Annotated in this window: 21 protein-coding genes and 1 pseudogene; 6 read left to right on the top strand and 16 right to left on the bottom strand. The window is 73.1% G+C overall.

All coding sequences use genetic code 11. The features are described from left to right. Window positions 1–14: 14 nt before the first annotated feature. From ACQP0U_RS03685 to ACQP0U_RS03675, 3 genes are read right to left on the bottom strand one after another with little or no spacing between them, the layout of a single operon-like run. Window positions 15–1,328 carry a molybdopterin molybdotransferase MoeA gene (locus ACQP0U_RS03685; RefSeq protein ID WP_030329151.1) on the bottom strand — a complete coding sequence of 438 codons (1,314 nt, stop codon included), beginning with the start codon at window positions 1,326–1,328 and terminating at the stop codon, window positions 15–17. Then, window positions 1,325–2,287 carry a UTP--glucose-1-phosphate uridylyltransferase gene (locus tag ACQP0U_RS03680; protein ID WP_433315771.1) on the bottom strand — a complete coding sequence of 321 codons (963 nt, stop codon included), beginning with the start codon at window positions 2,285–2,287 and terminating at the stop codon, window positions 1,325–1,327. The genes ACQP0U_RS03685 and ACQP0U_RS03680 overlap by 4 nt, the downstream gene beginning before the upstream one ends. A gap of 9 nt (window positions 2,288–2,296) precedes the next feature. Next, the gene (locus ACQP0U_RS03675) at window positions 2,297–4,687 is read right to left on the bottom strand and encodes a diguanylate cyclase (protein ID WP_433315769.1); all 2,391 of its coding nucleotides are present in this window, start codon (window positions 4,685–4,687) and stop codon (window positions 2,297–2,299) included. 85 nt (window positions 4,688–4,772) lie between these two features. On the opposite strand from ACQP0U_RS03675, the gene ACQP0U_RS03670 reads away from it, so the two are divergent. Together ACQP0U_RS03670 and ACQP0U_RS03665 are read left to right on the top strand one after the other, a co-directional pair. Continuing rightward, entirely contained in the window at window positions 4,773–5,450 is a 678-nt protein-coding gene (locus ACQP0U_RS03670; RefSeq protein ID WP_433315767.1) for a 5-formyltetrahydrofolate cyclo-ligase, read from the top strand. Beyond that, window positions 5,447–5,605: pseudogene (locus tag ACQP0U_RS03665) on the top strand (FmdB family zinc ribbon protein); the annotation flags it as partial. The gene ACQP0U_RS03670 and the pseudogene ACQP0U_RS03665, both read left to right, overlap by 4 nt. A gap of 62 nt (window positions 5,606–5,667) precedes the next feature. On the opposite strand, the gene ACQP0U_RS03660 reads toward ACQP0U_RS03665, so the two are convergent. Then, complete coding sequence (locus tag ACQP0U_RS03660) at window positions 5,668–5,991, bottom strand: hypothetical protein (protein WP_433321370.1); 324 nt, start codon at window positions 5,989–5,991, stop codon at window positions 5,668–5,670. A gap of 188 nt (window positions 5,992–6,179) precedes the next feature. On the opposite strand from ACQP0U_RS03660, the gene ACQP0U_RS03655 reads away from it, so the two are divergent. Continuing rightward, a complete protein-coding gene (locus ACQP0U_RS03655) occupies window positions 6,180–6,437 on the top strand; it encodes a hypothetical protein (protein WP_433315765.1) in 258 nt (85 codons plus the stop codon). Window positions 6,438–6,459: 22 nt separating this feature from the next. Here ACQP0U_RS03655 and ACQP0U_RS03650 read toward each other — a convergent pair whose 3' ends face one another. Then, entirely contained in the window at window positions 6,460–6,642 is a 183-nt protein-coding gene (locus ACQP0U_RS03650) for a hypothetical protein (protein ID WP_355574959.1), read from the bottom strand. Window positions 6,643–6,782: 140 nt separating this feature from the next. Between ACQP0U_RS03650 and ACQP0U_RS03645 the strand changes: the two genes are divergently transcribed. Then, a complete protein-coding gene (locus ACQP0U_RS03645) occupies window positions 6,783–7,289 on the top strand; it encodes a hypothetical protein (protein WP_433315763.1) in 507 nt (168 codons plus the stop codon). 36 nt (window positions 7,290–7,325) lie between these two features. Here the strand turns inward: ACQP0U_RS03645 and ACQP0U_RS03640 are convergent, their stop codons facing one another. Then, entirely contained in the window at window positions 7,326–7,808 is a 483-nt protein-coding gene (locus tag ACQP0U_RS03640; RefSeq protein ID WP_433315761.1) for a DUF2231 domain-containing protein, read from the bottom strand. Between the two features lie 202 nt (window positions 7,809–8,010). On the opposite strand from ACQP0U_RS03640, the gene ACQP0U_RS03635 reads away from it, so the two are divergent. Together ACQP0U_RS03635 and ACQP0U_RS03630 are read left to right on the top strand one after the other, a co-directional pair. Beyond that, window positions 8,011–8,439, top strand: coding sequence for a Fur family transcriptional regulator (locus ACQP0U_RS03635; RefSeq protein WP_433315759.1), 429 nt, complete (start codon window positions 8,011–8,013; stop codon window positions 8,437–8,439). 60 nt (window positions 8,440–8,499) lie between these two features. Continuing rightward, a complete protein-coding gene (locus ACQP0U_RS03630) occupies window positions 8,500–9,363 on the top strand; it encodes an oxygenase MpaB family protein (protein WP_433315758.1) in 864 nt (287 codons plus the stop codon). Between the two features lie 25 nt (window positions 9,364–9,388). Here the strand turns inward: ACQP0U_RS03630 and ACQP0U_RS03625 are convergent, their stop codons facing one another. From ACQP0U_RS03625 to ACQP0U_RS03580, 10 genes are all read right to left on the bottom strand, one after another. Beyond that, window positions 9,389–10,339, bottom strand: coding sequence for a RecB family exonuclease (locus ACQP0U_RS03625; RefSeq protein WP_433315756.1), 951 nt, complete (start codon window positions 10,337–10,339; stop codon window positions 9,389–9,391). A gap of 13 nt (window positions 10,340–10,352) precedes the next feature. Continuing rightward, entirely contained in the window at window positions 10,353–10,967 is a 615-nt protein-coding gene (locus tag ACQP0U_RS03620) for a MarC family protein (RefSeq protein ID WP_088951390.1), read from the bottom strand. A 41-nt stretch (window positions 10,968–11,008) separates the two neighbouring features. Continuing rightward, window positions 11,009–11,881 carry a PHP domain-containing protein gene (locus ACQP0U_RS03615; RefSeq protein ID WP_433315754.1) on the bottom strand — a complete coding sequence of 291 codons (873 nt, stop codon included), beginning with the start codon at window positions 11,879–11,881 and terminating at the stop codon, window positions 11,009–11,011. A 62-nt stretch (window positions 11,882–11,943) separates the two neighbouring features. Continuing rightward, window positions 11,944–13,119, bottom strand: a complete 1,176-nt coding sequence (locus ACQP0U_RS03610) for a hypothetical protein (protein WP_433315752.1) — start codon at window positions 13,117–13,119, stop codon at window positions 11,944–11,946. An 83-nt stretch (window positions 13,120–13,202) separates the two neighbouring features. Further along, window positions 13,203–13,985 carry a SigE family RNA polymerase sigma factor gene (locus ACQP0U_RS03605; protein ID WP_433315750.1) on the bottom strand — a complete coding sequence of 261 codons (783 nt, stop codon included), beginning with the start codon at window positions 13,983–13,985 and terminating at the stop codon, window positions 13,203–13,205. A 103-nt stretch (window positions 13,986–14,088) separates the two neighbouring features. Further along, entirely contained in the window at window positions 14,089–14,964 is an 876-nt protein-coding gene (locus tag ACQP0U_RS03600) for a PH domain-containing protein (RefSeq protein WP_357352466.1), read from the bottom strand. A 6-nt stretch (window positions 14,965–14,970) separates the two neighbouring features. Beyond that, a complete protein-coding gene (locus ACQP0U_RS03595; protein WP_007455302.1) occupies window positions 14,971–15,129 on the bottom strand; it encodes a hypothetical protein in 159 nt (52 codons plus the stop codon). A gap of 116 nt (window positions 15,130–15,245) precedes the next feature. Beyond that, on the bottom strand, window positions 15,246–15,878 hold the full coding sequence (locus tag ACQP0U_RS03590; protein ID WP_433315747.1) for a DUF6758 family protein: 633 nt from the start codon (window positions 15,876–15,878) through the stop codon (window positions 15,246–15,248). A 124-nt stretch (window positions 15,879–16,002) separates the two neighbouring features. Next, window positions 16,003–16,626: a TrmH family RNA methyltransferase gene (locus tag ACQP0U_RS03585; protein ID WP_433315746.1), complete on the bottom strand. Its 624-nt coding sequence runs from the start codon at window positions 16,624–16,626 to the stop codon at window positions 16,003–16,005. Window positions 16,627–16,677: 51 nt separating this feature from the next. Next, a complete protein-coding gene (locus ACQP0U_RS03580; RefSeq protein ID WP_433315745.1) occupies window positions 16,678–17,214 on the bottom strand; it encodes a hypothetical protein in 537 nt (178 codons plus the stop codon). Between the last annotated feature and the right edge of the window lie 60 nt (window positions 17,215–17,274).

Genomic DNA, 17,274 nt, shown 5'->3' with positions numbered 1-17,274 from the left:
CCGGCCGGGACACGTCACCGGCGGCGGTCCAGCAGCAGGACGTCCACGGTGGAGCCGGCCGCGGCCGTGGTGACCCGCTCGCCGAGCACCAGCAGGCCGTTGGCCTCGGCCAACCCGGAGAGGGTGAACGGCCCGCCGCTAAGAGGCTGGACCGTGTAACCGCCACCGCGTCGCTCGGCGACGTGCGCCGGACGGAACTCACGCAGCCCGGCGGGGGACGACACGGTCTCCAGCAGGTGCGCCCGCACACTGGGGCGGAACACCGGCTCGGCACCGGCGAGCAGTTGGATGGCGGGGCGGGCCAGCACCTCGAAGCCGATCAACGCCGCGCCCGGGTCGCCGGGCAGGCAGACCACCGGCACCTCCTCGGCGCCGACAGTGCCGAACCCGAGCGCGGTGCCGGGATAGAGCGCCACGTCCGTGAACGTGACAGGCCCGGCGCGACCGCCCTCGCGGCGGGAGAGGATCCGGCGGACCATGTCTCCGGGGCCGGTGCCGGTGCCCCCGGTGGTGATGATCAGGTCGGCGCGCAGCGTCTGGTCCTCCAGCAGCCCGCGCAGCCCCTCCGGGTCGTCGTCACAGATCCCCACCCGGTACGCCAGCGCGCCCACCTCGGCCGCCGCGGCGGTCAGCGCGTGCGAGTTCGCGTCCACCACCTGGCCGGGCTGACTGCCCCGGCCCACGTCGACGAGTTCGTCACCGGTGGCCACGATGACCACCCGTGGGCTGGGCCGGACCACCACGTGCCCGATACCTGTCGCGGCGAAGACGGCTACCAGGGCCGGGGACACGTAGGTGCCGGCTCTGGCGAGCAGGGTGCCGGCGGGCAGTTCCTCACCCGCTCGGCGTACCCCGTACCCCCGCTTGGGGGTGCGGAAGATCTCCACCGCGGCCATGCCCTGGTCGGTCCACTCCACCGGGACCACGACGTCCGCGGCGACCGGCAGCGGCGCCCCGGCGGCCACCGAGAAGCACGAGCCGGGGGTGAGCCGGACCGGCCGCCAGCTCGCGGCGCCGAGATCGCCGACCACGTTGAGCCGGATGGTGCGGCCGCCGGGCGTGCCGGAGGGGGCCGGGACGTAGCTCGGCCCCCGGCCCCCTCCGGAAATGTCCTCCCAACGCGCGGCGTAGCCGTCCACGGCCGCCTGGTCGAAGGCAGGGAAGGCGTGCGGCGCGACGACGTCCTCGGCGAGGACGTTGCCGTGCGCCTGGGTGAGGTCGAGGTCGAGTGGCGGCAGCGCGCGCAACCTGCGCAGCACGCTGCCCAGGTAGTCGGCGAGCGGCGTCAACTCGTTCGCGGCCGCCTCGGCGTCGGCCGTCGCGGTCATGTACCAGATCCGCCTGCCGCGTCGGCCTTGACGAAGTCGGCCAGCCAGGTTCGGAACTCGGTGCCCAGGTCCTCGCGCTCGGCGGCGATCTGCACCACCGTCTGGAGGTACCCCAACGGCATGCCGGTGTCGTAGCGGGTGCCCCGGTAGACGATCGCGTGCACCGGGGTGCCCTCGGTCCGCAGCAGCTCCATCGCGTCGGTCAGCTGGATCTCGCCGCCACTGCCCGGCTTGGTCCGCCGGATCGCGTCGAAGATCTTGCCCGGCAGCACGTAGCGGCCCAGCACCGCGAGGTTGCTCGGGGCGTCCTCCGGCTGCGGCTTCTCCACCATCCCGGTCACCTTGACCACCTCACCGATGTCGGTCAGCTCCGACTCGGCCGGCTCGACCGAGGCGATGCCGTACCGCTTGGTCTCAGCCGGGTCGACCTCGAAGAAGGCGAGCACCACACCCCCGGTGCGGGCCTGCAACTCCAGCATCGCCGGCAGCAGCGGCTCCGACGGCTTGACGAACTCGTCGCCGAGCAGCACCGCGAAGGGCTGGTCACCGACGTGCGACTCGGCGTACCCGACGGCGTGGCCGAGGCCGAGCTGCTCGGGCTGCCGCACGGTGTAGATCTCGGCCAGCTCGCTGGGCCGACGCACGGCGGCCAGCCGCTCGGAGTCGCCCTTCTCCTCCAGCCTGGTCTCCAGGTCGGGGCGACGATCGAAGTGGTCCACCATCGACGTCTTACCCCGACCGGTGATCAGCAACACGTCACCGATGCCGGCCTGCGTGGCCTCCTCGACGATGTACTGCAACACCGGCCGATCCACCACCGGCAGCAGCTCCTTGGGCACCGCCTTGGTGGCCGGCAGGAACCGCGTGGCCAGTCCGGCGGCCGGGATGACGGCCTTGACCGCCAGGGGACGGCCAGTTGCGGCGACCGTCGATGAGGGGTTCGCTGAGTGCTCCGACATGCCGCGAGACTATCGGCCACGGCTCTGCCGCGGCGGGTGTGGCCCAGAAGACGCGCCGCCACCCGACCCCGGCCGCGCCGCGTCCGGGCCGGCCCGCGTGCCGCCCGTCGCGCTGTCCGGCGTGTCGTCGACCGAATCCGGTCGGGCGTGCGCCGGGCCCGCCAGCGATGATTCCGGTACGCCCACCGCCGGGTCGGACCGGGCGGGCCCGCCCGGCTCCCGAACGGCCTGCACCGGCTGGCCCGCGCGCGGCAGCCCGTCGGGTGGGCTCACCGCACACGCGAGCACCGGAATCTCCCGGGTCGGCGAATCCGAGCGCACCTCGGCGACCCGGTACGTGTCGCGGCCCGCCGCCTTGGCCGCGTAGAGCGCGTCGTCGGCGGCCTCCAGCACCTCCCGCCCGGTGCCGCCGTGGTCCGGGAAGACGGCGATGCCCACCGACACGGTCACCAGTACCGGCCCGGCGTACGCCTCGACGGCGATGGGCGTGTCGCGTACCGCCGCGCCGAGCCGTTCGGCCACGATCGCCGCGCCCCGGGCGTCGGTCTCCGGCAGCAGCAGCACGAACTCCTCACCACCCTGGCGGAAGGCCAGGTCGACCTCACGGATCTCCCCGCGCACCCGCCGGGCGAACTCGGCCAGCACGGTGTCCCCCGCGGCGTGCCCGTACGTGTCGTTGACGTCCTTGAACCGGTCCAGGTCCAGTGCGAGGACGCTGAGCATCCGCCCGAAGCGGCTGGCCCGTTCCACCTCCCGCCGGATCGACTCGCGCAGGTAGCGGTAGTTCCACAGCCCGGTGAGCGGGTCGGTGAGGGAGAGTCGCTGCGCTTCCTCGTGCACCCGGACGTTGTCCACCGCGACGGCCGCGTGGCCGGCGAAGGTGCGCAGGGTGGCCAGGTCGTCGTCGTCGAACTCGTCGGCGCCCAGCCGGTCGTAGAGGGCCAGCACGCCGAGCGCTGCTGCCGCGCCCGCCTCGTCGGCCGACCCCGAAGGTCCGGTTCCGGTTGCGTTGAGGGTGGCGGTGGCACCGCCGCCCGGAGCGGCGAACGGAACCGCCACGTACGTGCGGCAGCGCGGCTCACCGGTTGGCGCCTCGCTCGGCTCCGCCCTCCCCCGCTGTGGTTCCCCGGTGGCGGCGACCGCACCGACCACGCCGACGCCGACCGGCACCCGGAGCGTCGGTGGGCCGTCCGTCTCCTCGTTCGGCAGGCGCCCGTCCAACCCCTCGGTGCACTGGGCGACGAGCACCCCGCCGGTCTCCACCAGCAGTACGGCACCGGCCCGCGCGCCGGTGGCCCCGATGGCGCTGCGCAGGATCACCCGCAGGATGCGTTGCAGGTCGTGCGTGCTGGCCAGGGTGTCGCCGAGCACCGCGAGGTGCCCGCGCAGCTGGTCCCGGTTGCTTGTCAACGCGGCGACGTAGGAGCCGGTCTCCCGGGTCATCCGGTTGAACGCGGCGGCCAACCGCCCCACCTCGTCGCGACTGCGGACCGGCACCCGGGTGCTCAGGTCGCCCTGGGCCACCCGGTCGACCGCACCGGCCAACTCCGCCAGCGGCCTGGTGGTCACCCGGGCCAGCCGCCAGGCGCTCAGCACCGCGAGCAGCCCGGCCAGCAGGACCACCCCGACAAGCGTGGCGTGCAGCCCCGGTGGGCGTTCACTGGGCACGGAGAGCACAAGTGGCAGCGGTTGCTCGTCGGAGGGCCCGAGCCTGCGCACGTACCGGCCCTTGTTCGTCTCGGTGACCTGTTCTCCCCGAACACCGACGGCGGCGGCCAGCACCCCGTCGCGGACGTCACGGGACTCGGTCGTGTGGGTGACCCGCGCGGCGCTCGCCCCACTGTCGAGCAGGGTGACCGCCACCCCGGTCACCGCCGCCAGTCGGGCCACGAAGGCCGGATCGACACGTTGCGCGGCGGTCACCGCGCCCAGCCGGGCACCGGTGCGGTCGTGCAGGTCGACCTGGGCGGCCAGCGCGCGGACCGGGCTGGTCGAACCGTCGGTCGAATCCCCGTTCGTGCCCTCGGTCGGACCCCCGTTCGTGCCCTCGGCCGAGCCGGCGCAGTCCTGCCACGGGGTCGACGGGGACCCGGGCGAGACGTAGCTGACCTGGCCGGCCACGTCGGTGATCAGCACCGCGGCGGCCAGACCCCGGCCGACCAGTTGCGCGGCGGCGACGGCCGGATCGGCGGCGAGCGCCACCGCGTCGGCGGTCGCGCGTAACTGCTGGCAGAGCGCGTCGACCGAGGTACGCACGGTGGACGCCGCCACGGCCAGGCGCTCGGTGGAGCGACTGCGGTCGACAGCGGCGACGGTGGAGGCGACGAAGAGCGCGCCGAGCAGGACCGGCCCGAGCACCACCACGAGGAAGGCTGCTGTCAACCGCCCGCGTAGCGTCACTCGGTCCCCCCGGAAGTTCCGCCTCCGTTGCTTGCGATGCTGACACAGAGCAACCGTGGGAGAGGCGTTGCGTCAGGAGTGTTGCGTGCCGGAATTTTCTGATGAAGCGGAAGTGACCCGGATGGCGAAGCGGGACACCCGTGTCGAACTGCTCGCTCGCCGCCGGTCGCTGCCCGCCGCGACGAGGGCAGCCGCCGCCGGGCGCGTCCAGGCCGAGCTTGTCGCTCTGGTACGCCGGCTGCGCCCGCACCGGGTGACCGCGTACGTGCCTGTCGGCTCCGAACCGGGCGGCGCCGACCTGCCCGAGGTGCTGCGGGCGGCCCTGCCGGCGGACGCCGAGTTGCTGCTGCCGGTGCTCCTCCCCGACCTGGATCTGGACTGGGCGGCGTATACCGGGCCGGGGGCCTTGATCGCCGCGGGTCGGGGTATCCGAGAACCAGTCGGCGCCCGCCTCGGGGTGGCCGCCGTGGCGCACGCGGAGCTGGTGGTCGTACCGGCTCTCGCGGTCGACCACCACGGTCGGCGACTCGGGCGCGGCGGCGGCTCGTACGACCGCGCACTCGCCCGGGTGCCCGAGGCAGCGCTGACGGTGGTGCCCCTGCACGACGGTGAGCTGGTCGAGGCGGTGCCGGCGGAGCCACACGACCGCCGGGTGCGCGCGGTCGTCACCCCCGCCGACGGGGTGCGTACGCTTGACGGCGGCCCGGGAGCGGCGCATGGTGTCGCGCCCCACACGTCCGCTGGACGAACCCGGGGCGAATGACGCACCATTGGCACTCGAATACGTCGAGTGCCAACTGGCCGAGCCCAGATCCGGAGGAGAACGTGCCCACGTACCAGTACGCCTGCACCACGTGCGGTCACCAGCTCGAGGCGGTGCAGTCATTCTCTGACGAGCCGCTGACCGAGTGCCCGGCGTGTGAGGGGCGGCTGCGCAAGGTCTTCAACTCGGTCGGCATCGTCTTCAAGGGGTCGGGCTTCTACCGCACCGACTCCCGGGCGTCCGGCTCCGAGACGACGGCCGGCGGCACGGCCAACAAGCCGGCGAAGTCCGAGTCGTCCTCCGGTGACAGCTCGTCGTCCTCTTCGGGGTCCTCGTCCTCGACCGGGTCGTCCTCGGGCTCGCCGTCCTCCTCGGGGTCGTCTTCCGGGTCCGGGTCGTCCTCGGGCGGGTCGGGCGGCGGCAAGACGGCGGCGGCAAGCTCCGCGTCCTGATCGTCGAAGGCCCGACCCCCACGGGTCGGGCCTCGGTCAACTCGGGCGCCGCCTCGACCGCCCCAACCTCGGCCGCCGGGATGATCCACTCGGGTTCCAGGAAGTCGGCCGGTCCCCGTTGCGCTGACCGCCCGGATTCCTTGACCGCGAGTCGATCAAGGCGGGTGCCGTAGCAGATCGAACCGGCGGATGGGCGTTATCCACAGGCCGCACGGTTGTCCACAGGCAGCGGCCAGAGGGTCGGTCGAGACGGCGAAAACTGCCTAGCCTGCCGTCCATGGGTGCCGTTGCGGCACTCGGGGACGGGAAGGCGGCAGAGGCGATGCTCGATCCGGATTCCGCGCGGGCCTTGCGCCCGTTGCGCCAGCTCAACCTGCCCGGCGGGCGCACAGTGCTCCGGGCTGGCCTGGTCGCCGCGCTACTCGGCCTGGCCGCCGCAGTCCTGCACACCCCGGCCGGATGCCCACCGACCGCTGTGCCCTCCGACGCACCGTCGGTGGCAGACGACACGGCCCGGCAGGTCGACGGGGGCTGACCCTGACGCCGAGCCGCCCGGGTCAGTCCCAGTGCGGGGGGCGTTCGGCGAGCAGCCAGTCGTCGTTGCCGCCCGACCGCTCGCCCCAACCACGGTCGGTGTCGTCAGAGGTCTGCTCGGGCAGCACCACGAAGTCTTCGCTCAGGTCGACGGCGCGGTCATCGTCTCCACGTGCGCCGCGCGTGCCGGGGTCTTCGGTGCTCACGAGCGGCAAGACTAGCGCAGCCGACGGCGGCGGGCCGGGCCGCCGACCGTGGCACGCCGACCGGAAACGACCGATCGACGACGGTGGCACGCCGGCCAGAAACGACCGGGCCGCCGGTGGCGTTGGTAGCGTCGGACGGCGTGACGACCCCCAGCGGTGGCAGCACCCCGGACGACTACTGGCGACGGCCTGACACCGGTGACGACGCGGTGGCCGACCACCCTCCCGCCGCGCCCGCGACCCCACCGCCAACCGGGCCCACCATCCCACCGCCAACCGGGCCCACCATCCCACCGCCGACCGGGCCCACCGGCCCGCAGCCGACCGGGCCCAGCAGCCCAGCACCGACAGGACACCCTTCCGGCGGGCACGACAGCCCAGCACCGGCCGGGCAGACCGGTGCAGCGTCGACGGGTCTCCCACCCGGCGGATACTCCGGCCCGCCACCGAGCGTGCCGCCACCGGCGGGTTGGCGTCCGCCCGTACATCTGCAACCGGCGCCGCCGCGACAGCTTCCGCCGCAGGACATGGCCGACCTGGACATGGCCGAGCAGCGCTCGCAGCGGGTCACCTACGGCTTCGGCGCGGCAGCCGGCGTGGTGCTGCTGGTTCTCCTCTGTCTGCTCTGCTCGCGAGTCATCTTCTGATGCCCGCCCTCGGGGCAGCAGCTCACGGGCCGCAGCTCAGAGGGTGGTGCCCCAGACGGTCTCGGCGCCGGAGTGCCCGGTCAGGTAGACGTAGATCAGGGCGGCGATGGCGAGCGCCACGGCCGCCACCCCCAGCACCGGGGTGACGAGCGCGGGCAGCCGCGGCACCCGGGGGTGCCCACTTGTCGCCACGAGCAGCAGGATGGCCACGATCCCGAGCGGCACCACGATGCGGAACAGGATGTCACCGTAGCGGGAGTGCTCGAAGATCTGATCGAGGATCGGTCCCTGGAAACCCCGGGCCACCAGCGCGTCGGTGAGCGCCTCACCCGACTTGACCGCGACGTAGGCGGTCACCGGCGCGGCCAGGGCGAGGAGGCCCAGGGCCCAGTCGAGCCGGTGCCGCCAGCGCGGCAACCCCACGTACGCGATGGAGAGCACCGCCAGCAGCGGCACGAACACGACGACCGCGTGGACCACCAGGGGGTGTACCGGTAGACCCAGGATCTCCTCGAACATCGAACCCTCCAGGTGGATCACGGTCAGGGGTGGCCAGCCTATGGTCCGCCGATCGTCCCCAGGCTCTCGACCGGAGACACGCGCGCCGTGTCGATCCGGTTCACCCACGGGGGCCGTACTCCCGATCCTGCCTGGCTGTGTCGGTCGCCACCCGGCGCGGGCGACGGTTGTCGATGCCGACCGGGCGTGCTGTCATTGGCAAATGTCCGGTGCCGAGGAACTGCTGCGGTCGAGGGGCCTGCGTGTCACGCGGCCACGCCTCGCGGTGCTCGACGTGCTGGCCGACGGCGGGCACCTGGAGGTCGACGAGATCACCCGGCGGGTCCGCGAACGTCTCGACTCGGTCTCCACCCAGGCCGTCTACGACGTGCTGGGCGCGCTGTCCCGGGCCGGGCTGTCGCGGCGGATCGAGCCGGCAGGCAGTCCCGCCCGCTACGAGGCGCGCGTGGGCGACAACCACCACCACGTGGTCTGCCGGGGCTGCGGCGAGATCGCCGACATCGACTGCGCGGTGGGCAGCGCCCCGTGCCTGGAGCCGGGTGTCGCGCACGGGTTCGAGGTGGACGAGGCCGAGGTGACCTTCTGGGGCCTCTGCCCGGCCTGCCGGGCCCGCCGCTCCGCCGACGTCTGACCGGCGGCGCCGGGCGGCACGTGACCGGCGAGGTCGGCCCGACCGTGGCACTCTTGGGCGGTGGACTCCGATGACCTCGGCCTTTTCGGTCCGGGTTCGGTCACGTGGAAGGTGCACGAGGAGCCGATCCTGATCGTCGCCGGCCTGCGCTCGCTCTACCTCCAGGCGCTGCACCCCCGGGCCATGGCCGGGGTCGCGCAGAACAGCAACTACCGCACCGATGCCTGGGGCCGACTGGTCCGCACCGCCACCTACGTGGCGACCACCGTCTACGGGACCACCGCCGAGGCGCAGACCGCCGGGGCCCGCCTGCGCCGTCTGCACGACCGGATGCGGGCCACCGACACGCTCACCGGTGAGCGGTTCCGGATCGACGAACCGGACCTGCTGCGCTGGGTGCACGTGACCGAGGTCGAGTCGTTCCTCAGCACGGCACGACGTGCCGGGCTGCCGCTGAGCGACGACGAGGTGGACGGCTACTACACCGAGCAGCGCCGCGCCGCCGCCCTGGTCGGCCTGGACCCGGCCACCGTCCCGGGCACCGCCGCCGAGGTCGCTGACTACTACGAGGCCGTACGGCCACAGTTGCGGATGACCCGGGAGGCCGCCGAGACGGCGGTGTTCCTCACCGCCCCACCGCTGCCGTGGAAGGTCAGCCTGCCGGTCCGGTTGGGGCTCACCCTGGGCCCGCCGCGCTGGGCGTACCTGGGAATCGCCGGGACCGCGTTCGCGCTGCTGCCGACGTGGGCGCACCGGATGTACGGCGGCCTCGGTCTGCCGACCACCGCGCTGTCGGCGGACCTGACCGTGCGCGCGCTGCGGCTCGCCCTCGCCGCCGTCCCCCGCCGCTACCTGGAGGGGCCGTTGATACAGGCGGCCAAGGAGCGGGCCGCGCGGCACGCCGCCGCCCCAGCGACCGGCTGACCCGACAGTCGCCACGCGCGGAGGATCAGCCGTCGGACGGCCGGTCCATGGCCGCCCACGGCTCCTTGCCCGGGGCCTGCGCGCCCGCCGGGCAGTGCCGCCTGAAGTCGCACCAGCCACAGCGCGGGCCGGGTGCCACCGGGAAGGCCTCGTCCGCGTCGGCGCCGTCGGCGACCGCGCGTTCGGCGGCCATGATGTCGCGGGCTGTCTCTTCCGCGCGGGTCAGTTGTCGGGCCAACGACTCGACTGTGTGGTCGTGGCCGGCGACCGTGCCGGTCGGCAGGTGGTGCAGCTCCACCCGGCGGCACGGCCGACGGAACACCCGCTCGGCGGCGTACGCGTAGAGCGCCAGCGCCTGCGAGCCCCGGGCGTCGTCAGTGTCCAGCCCGGTGCGACCGGTCTTGTAGTCGACGATGACCAGCTCAGGCCCTTCCGGCCCGGGCCGCGAGTCGATCCGGTCGGCGCGACCGTTGAACGCCAACACAGCGGTCTTGACCGCCACCACCCGCTCCACGCCGAGCGGGTCGGAATCCGGCTCCAACGTCTCGACGTATGCCTCGAGCCACCCCAACGCCCGCCGGTAGGCGGCCCGCTCCTGCTCGTCGTCGCGGTAGCCCTCGCGGACCCAGGTGCCCTTGAGCAGCGTGGCCAGCGCCTCGGGGCGTCGCCGGTCGGCGGGCAGCGCATACCAGTTTTTCAGGGCGGTGTGCACGCTGGCGCCGAGTGAGTTGTGCGCCCACGGCGGGCCCTTGGGTGGTGCGGGCCGGTCGACGTAGGAGTAGCGGTAGCGACGCGGGCAGTCGGCGTACGCGCCGAGCTTGCTCGGTGTGCAGACGAACAGTCGCTCCGGCATGCCCTCGAAGCCGAGCTGCTCGGCGTCGCCGGCGCGCTGCCGTGGGGCCCGGCCGCCGGCGGCCGGCCGCCCCGCTGATGAGGATCGTCGCACGCCTGCGATCCTGCCATCCACCCCCGACATCGCGCGCGTGCCGTCAGGTCATGTTGACGTACTGCGTGACGAAGGCGAACACCGCGTCGGCGATGAGCTGCACGGCGATAGCGGCCAGCAGCAGACCGGCGATCCTGGTCAGGACCTCGATCCCACCGGGACGCAGGATCTTCACGATGCCGCCGGAGAAGCGCAGCACGATCCAGACCGCGAGCATCACGGCGAGGATCGCCACGGCGATGGCGGTGAAGTCCGCCAGCCCGTCGGCCTGCTGGACGAAGAGCATGGTGGCCACGATGGCGCCCGGCCCGGCCAGCAGCGGGGTGCCCAGCGGCACCAGGGCGATGTTCGAGGTGGCCTCCGAGCTGGGGCCGTCGGTCTTGCCGGTCAGCAACTCCAGGGCGACGAGCACGAGCAGCAGCCCGCCGGCCGCCTGCAACGCCGGCAGGTCCACGTGCAGGTAGTCGAGCAGGGTCTGCCCCGCCACCGCGAAGACCACGATGACGCCCAACGCCAGCGTGACGGCCTGCCAGGCTGCCCGGTTGCGGTCGCGGGCGGGCAGCGGGCCGGTGAGCGCCAGGAAGATCGGCATCATGCCCGGCGGGTCGGTGATCACCAGCAGGGTCACGAAAACCTCGCCGAACAGCTTCAGATCCACGTGATCAACATAGCCGCGCCGCGATGGGCGAAATACCCGGATCAGCCCGAAGCGACCTCGGTCACCCCGTCGGCCACGATCCGTTCGTACGCCTCGACGCTGGTGCTGAACGCGCCGAGTTGGACGGTCTTGTGGGTGCCGTGAAAATCCGAGGAGCCGGTGACGAGCAGGCCCAGTTCGGCGGCGAGCGCCCGCACGTGCTCCCGCTCGGCCGGGCTGTGGTCCTCGTGGTCGACCTCGAGCCCGGCGAGCCCGGCGGCGGCCAGCTCGGCGATCAGCTCGTCGGGCACCACCCGGCCACGTCGGGTGGCCCGCGGGTGGGCGAAGACCGGCACACCTCCGGCCGCCCGGACCAGTCGAACGGCCCGGAACACGTCGATGTCCTCCTTGGGCAGCCGGTACCGCTCGCCCAGCCAGTCCGGGCCGAACGCCTCCCGGACACTGCCCACCAGGCCGGCGCGGATGAGCGCCTGCGCGAGGTGCGGGCGTCCCACGGTGCCGCCACCCGCGCCGGCCAGGATGTCCGGCCAGCTCACGTCGATGCCGTCGGCCCGCAGGAGGTCGACCATCCGTTCGCCGCGTTCTTCCCGGGCGGCCCGGACCCGGGCAAGCTCGGCCACCAACTCCGGGTGGTCCGGGTCGAACAGGTACGCGAGCAGGTGCAGCGGCACCGCCGGCTGCGCGCCGGACCAGCGACACGACAACTCCGCACCCCGGACCAGACGCAGACCCGGCGGCAGCGCGTCCACGGCCGGCGCCCAGCCGGCGGTGGTGTCGTGGTCGGTGATCGCCAGCACGTCCAGCCCGGCGTCGAAGGCCGCGCCGACCAGCTCGGCCGGGGTCAGCGTCCCGTCGCTGGCCGTCGAGTGGGTGTGCAGGTCGATCCGGGGGGCGGAGCCGGTACGCGAGGTCACCGCCCGACGCTACCGAGGAAACAGCGAGCCCGGCTCACATGGGTCGCCCGGGTCACCCGGGGTCAGAAGCCCTTCACCAGGATCGGCCGCTCTCCGGCCGGTACGCCGGGCACCGCAGCCGGGCTGGCCGGCTTCCCCGCCCGCACCTGGCCGACGTCGACCCGGACCAGCTCGCCGGCGCCGTTGAGGTAGGAGGCGTGGGACGCGTTGCTCCAGACCACCGCCCCGGTGATCGACGGCCCGGCCGCAACGGCTGTCGCATTCGGGCCGAGCCGCTCCAGGTCGACCAGCAGAGCCCGGCCGGCCTTGCCAACTCCCCCGTTCACCAGCAGCCACCGCCCGTCCGGCGAGACCCCGCCGACGCCGTCCTGGCTCAGGTCCGGACCGCAGCCGGTGCGTACCGGGTCCAGGTGACGAGTCGGGGCGAGTACGGCGAGGCAGGTCCGGCCCGGATCGGTCGCGGTGACCTGGCCGACGAGCCGCCCGTCGGGTAGCCGTCCGTAGACGTTGAGGCTCTTCTGGTCGAGGGCCTCGGGCAACGGCCCAGCACCGGGACGCCAGAGGGTGTGACCGGCGTCGGCCGGGTCGAGTCGGACCAGCACCTCGTCAGCGACGAAACGGACGGGCTCCGCCGCGGCGGGCACCGGGGTGCGCACCGCCCCGATGAGTTGGGTGCCGATCACGCCCGCCACCAGCAGATCGTCTCCGTCGCGCCAGGCGACCTGGAGGCTGTCCGGGGCCAGGACGATCGCGCCCGCCCCGGCCAGCAGCACCTGCACCAGGCCGTCGTTCTGCACCACCCACAGGGAGCGCCCCGCGGTGCTCGGCCCGCTGACCACGAGCCAACCGCCGCCGCTGGGCAGGGGCTGGACGCGTTCGGCCGGCCCGACGTCGGGCAGCACCAGCCGCCGTCCGTCGGCGCTGACAAGCGTCTCGCTGACGAGCGGGGCTGTCGACGTCTGGGGCGAGGGGGCGGGGCCGGGAATGCTGGCCGTCGGGAGCGGCCGGTTGGTCGGGCCCGGGTCGCCGATCACCACGATGGGTGACCCGTCCCGCCTGGTCTCGGCACCGAGCTGGGCCATGCCGGCGCTGAGCAGCACGGTGGTGACCGCCGCGAGCGCGAGGCCGGCCGCGGTGCGTCGACGCCGGATCCGGTTCGCACGGCGGATGGCCTGGCCCGCCGGATCGACGCTCAGCGGGCGGGCAAGAGCGACGTGGCGCGAGAGTGTCTCCCGCACCGCACCTTCCAGCTCGTCAGGCCGCACCTGGTATGAACGCCGCGGGCCGTCCGTCAGGTTGTCGCGCCGGCCTGGGAACTCGGTCACTGCTGCTCCCCGGAGCCCGTGCCGACGGGCACGGCCGCCGGGGCGGTGGGCAACACGACAGGCGGGGTGATCGAACGCGGCACGGCCACACGCGGAGCGGCCGGGCGGGGAGCGGGTCGGCCAGCCGCCCGCCCCGGCCCGGGTGTGGCAGCGGCACCGGCGGCCGGGGCCCGGCCGGTCCGGGAGCCCGAGCCTGCCGTCCGGCCGGCGGCGCCGGTCGCGGCCTGTCCACCGCCGGCAGCGGCCGACCGGCCGGCGATGCCTGCCGCGGCGGCCAGGTCCGGTGCGTCCGCGCCCAATCGTCGACGCAGCGTGGCCAGCGCCCGGGACGTCTGGCTCTTCACCGTGCCCGGCGAAATGTCCAGCATCGCGGCGGTCTGCGCCTCCGACATGTCCTCGTAGTAGCGCAGCACCAGAACTGCCCGCTGCCGGTTGGGCAGCTCCCGGAGATGCCGCCAGAGCAGATCACGGTCAAGTTGCTGTTCGATCTCGTCGACACCGGCCCGCTCGGGCAGGACCTCCGTCGGGCGTTCGCCGTGCCAGCGCCGCCGCCACCAACTGGTCGACGTGTTGACCATCACACGTCGGGCGTACGGCTCGACCGCCTCGATGCCGCCGAGCCGCTTCCACGCGAGGTAGGTCTTGGTCAGCGCCGTCTGGAGCAGATCCTCGGCCGTGGCCCAGTCTCCGGTGAGCAGATACGCGGTGCGTAGGAGCGCGGCGGAGCGGGCCGCGACGAACTCGCGGAACTGCTCCTCCAACGAGTCCCTGCTCGCCACCGCCCACCTCCACACCCCTGCCGTCCTGGCAGAGTGCCACGTCAGGGGCGCTCTGGTCCATGACGAAAGGTGCGCACTTGCTCCGATGTTCGGTCGAAAACCTTCACGCCCCGTCGTCGGCCTTGGCCTCGTCGGCCTCCTTGCCGAGCCGCGCCTCGACCGCCTGCGGCTCGTACATTTCCTCGACGACGCGCAGGTAGAGCTCGTTCGGGTTGGGCAGGTTCTTGATCTCGCGGAGCGCCTGCTCCTGACCGGCGGACTCCAGCACGAAGGTGCCGTAGTTGAGCGCTCGGCCGGTCGGGGTCTGCTCGTACTTCATGTCGGTGACCCGGACCAGCGGCATCATCGCCACCTTGCGGGTGACGATGCCGTTGACCACCATGACCCGCTTGTTGGTCAGGATGAACCGGTCATACCACCAGTCGGCGACCTTCCACGCCACCCAGCCCATCACCGCGAACCAGAGCAGTACGGCGATGGTGGTCAGCGCCCCGACGTCCTGGCCGGCGAGGAAGCCGGAGAGGTAGCCGAGCACGAAGGTCGCCGCGATGCCGATCAACAGCGGGTTGGTGAGGTGGATCCAGTGCCGCTTCCACTCGCCCCGGTAGCGCTCGGTGGGGAAGAGGTAGCGAGCCACCAGCGAACTGGGCTCGTCTTCCAGTGGCAGCACCCGTCGAGGGGTCGAGCCGGTCGCGTCGGCACGCAACCCGGCCAGCTCGTCCTCGGAGATCTGCGGCGGCTGGTAGCTGGCCTCAGGATCACGGATCCACCCCCGACCGGAACGACCCTGGCCGGCATAGCCGGGCCCGTCGCCATAGCCGACGTCGTCCGAAAGGGACGGACCGTCGGACAGGCCGGGACCGGCCCCGTAGCCCGGGCCGTCATCAGGCCCGACCCGCGGGATCGGCTCGGTGTCACGCTCGCGGCGCTCCCGGTCGGGGTCGTCCGGGTCGAAGGGTGGACCGGAGGGGCTGCCCATCGGCGGCTAGGCGACGAGGCTGGTGAAGAAGTCGCCAAACCCCTGGGCGATATCCATGATCCCGCCGCCGAGCGACTTGAACACGTCCGCCGCAGAGTTTGGCCGGTAGGCGACGAAGAAGATCAAGAATGCGATTCCGGCCCAGGTGAGGACCTTCTTGACCATGGCGGGCCATCCTCTCGCGCGGCGCCGGGTCCCATTACCGCAGCGGCACCCAGAGTATCAGTGTGGTGTCGTACAGTGAATATCTGCGTCCGTTCTCCGTCAAACCGGGAGAGTTGTCAAGCTCTACCAGGTAAGTACGGGGACGGTGCGCCGTACACGAGCTCGGGCGGAGTCCACTCGGTCAGGTCGTGTAGCACGACATCTTCCGCGAGCAGGTGACCCGCACTCGCCGGCCAGGCTATCGCATGGAGCCACATTCCCCGAGCTTCGCCCGCGTACGCGCTTCGATCCGTTGGCGAATTGACCAACCACAGTGGAGTGGGGTGCCCGCCGACCTTGATCTTCGCCTGTCCGACGTGGTCAGGGTGACCTGGCCCCGGGTCGGTGAGCGCGTCGACCAACTCCGGCCCCGGATCGGGACCGGCCAGTCCGGCGAGTCGGGTGCCCAGGCCGACACCGGGCTCCTCGGCCACGAAGACCAGATCGGCCGGACCACCGCCGAGTGGCGCCGGGCCCGCGCAGGCCACCGCGGTCGCCCGCACTCCCGTCCGGTCGTCCCCGGCGTACGCCACGCCGGTCAGTGTCCAACCCGGCGGCAGCGGCCACGGGCACCACAACGGCGTCACCGGCGAGTCGGCGGTCGCGGTGATCCGCTCCACCACGCTCGCCACGATCTCCGCTCCGATGTGCTCGGGCACGTGCAACGGCGGAACCGGACCGCAACGCACACACCTCGAATCGGTGTTCATCAGATCCGGCGCCCGTACCGGGCCCCCGCATCTCGGACAACTCACCGCGACACTCACATCCCCACCGTCACCCCGGAGCGCCGGCACGTCAAGCCGGAACGTCCGATTCGGCACCGGACGTGGGTCAGTCCGGCGGCGTGTCGGCGTGCGCGCGGATCCAGGCGTGCATCGCGATTCCGCTGGCGACGCCCGCGTTGATCGACCTCGTCGAGCCGTACTGGGCGATGGAGTAGAGCTGGTCGCAGGCGGCGCGGGCCGGCGCGGAGAGGCCGGGCCCCTCCTGGCCGAACAGCAGCACGCAGTCCCGCGGCAGGGTGCCGGTCTCCAGCGGACGCGAACCGGGCAGGTTGTCGATGCCGAACACCGGCAGGTGCCGCTCGGCGGCCCAGGCGACGAACTCCTCGATCGTCTCGTGGTGCCGTACGTGCTGGTACCGATCGGTCACCATCGCGCCGCGCCGGTTCCACCGTCGCCGTCCGACGATGTGCACCTCGGCGGCGTTGAACGCGTTGGCGTTGCGCACCACAGTGCCGATGTTGAAGTCGTGCTGCCAGTTCTCGATCGCGACGTGGAAGCCATGCCGGCGCCGGTCCAGGTCGGCGACGATCGCCTCGTGCCGCCAGTAGCGGTAGCGGTCGACGACATTGCGCCGGTCCCCCTCCGCCAGCAACTGCGGGTCGTAACGGCTGTCGTCCGGTGGGTCCCCCGGCCAGGGGCCCACGCCCACCTCAAGCTGGTCGTCGGTCACGGTCATCAGAGGGTACGGACCGCGTCGGCGCCCGGCGCGACGACCTGCCGGTCAACCCAGGTCGAGGGCGGCACCGAGCCGGTCCAGGAAGCGCCGGTCCGCCGGGCTGGCCGGTGGGTCCACCCGGCGCGCGCCGGTGCCGGGCACCGCGCGACAGACCCGGGCCGCGACCGACTGCACCCACTGGCGGTACGCGGCCGAGTCGGCGGGGTCGGCCCGCCGCCGGAGGACCCGGCTCGCCGCCCGACAGGCGGCCAGCAGGTCCACCAGATCGGTGAGCCGCTCGGCGGGTTGCGGGGTGCCGTCGTGGCGGGCGTAGATCGTGGCGACCACCGCACGGACCAGGTCGCTGTCGGAGGCCCGGCCCGCGGCCACGGCGTCCAGGCCGGCCAGGCTGGCCATGACCCCACGCTCCGTCCGGCCGGGACCGGGCGCCGCGGCGGCCACGAGAACCCGACCGGGCAGGCTGGTGAGCAGATCCCACTCGACGGCGGAGTAGACAGCGGTGGTCAACGGTGCGGCTCGGCGGCCGGCAGAGGACGGCTCTCCCGCGACGGAGTGGCTCATCGGAACCTCCGGCGTCAGCATATGCCCCGAGACGGGAACAGGGCCCCTTCCCCGGCAGACAGGCAGCGGGGAAGGAGCCCG

The organism is Micromonospora sp. CA-269861 (assembly GCF_050948505.1).
Lineage (GTDB): Bacteria > Actinomycetota > Actinomycetes > Mycobacteriales > Micromonosporaceae > Micromonospora.
The sequence above is the reverse complement of the archived record's forward strand: the minus strand, read 5'-3'. Positions and strand labels throughout refer to the sequence as shown.

What these genes read in the sequence shown, in the direction of transcription:
- ACQP0U_RS03685 (WP_030329151.1), bottom strand. Translation starts at nt 1,328, where the DNA reads ATGACCGCGACGGCCGACGCCGAGGCGGCCGCGAACGAGTTGACGCCG.
- ACQP0U_RS03680 (WP_433315771.1), bottom strand. Translation starts at nt 2,287, where the DNA reads ATGTCGGAGCACTCAGCGAACCCCTCATCGACGGTCGCCGCAACTGGC.
- ACQP0U_RS03655 (WP_433315765.1), top strand. Translation starts at nt 6,180, where the DNA reads ATGGGTGCCGTTGCGGCACTCGGGGACGGGAAGGCGGCAGAGGCGATG.
- ACQP0U_RS03640 (WP_433315761.1), bottom strand. Translation starts at nt 7,808, where the DNA reads ATGTTCGAGGAGATCCTGGGTCTACCGGTACACCCCCTGGTGGTCCAC.
- ACQP0U_RS03635 (WP_433315759.1), top strand. Translation starts at nt 8,011, where the DNA reads ATGTCCGGTGCCGAGGAACTGCTGCGGTCGAGGGGCCTGCGTGTCACG.
- ACQP0U_RS03625 (WP_433315756.1), bottom strand. Translation starts at nt 10,339, where the DNA reads ATGTCGGGGGTGGATGGCAGGATCGCAGGCGTGCGACGATCCTCATCA.
- ACQP0U_RS03600 (WP_357352466.1), bottom strand. Translation starts at nt 14,964, where the DNA reads ATGGGCAGCCCCTCCGGTCCACCCTTCGACCCGGACGACCCCGACCGG.
- ACQP0U_RS03595 (WP_007455302.1), bottom strand. Translation starts at nt 15,129, where the DNA reads ATGGTCAAGAAGGTCCTCACCTGGGCCGGAATCGCATTCTTGATCTTC.
- ACQP0U_RS03590 (WP_433315747.1), bottom strand. Translation starts at nt 15,878, where the DNA reads ATGAACACCGATTCGAGGTGTGTGCGTTGCGGTCCGGTTCCGCCGTTG.
- ACQP0U_RS03580 (WP_433315745.1), bottom strand. Translation starts at nt 17,214, where the DNA reads ATGCTGACGCCGGAGGTTCCGATGAGCCACTCCGTCGCGGGAGAGCCG.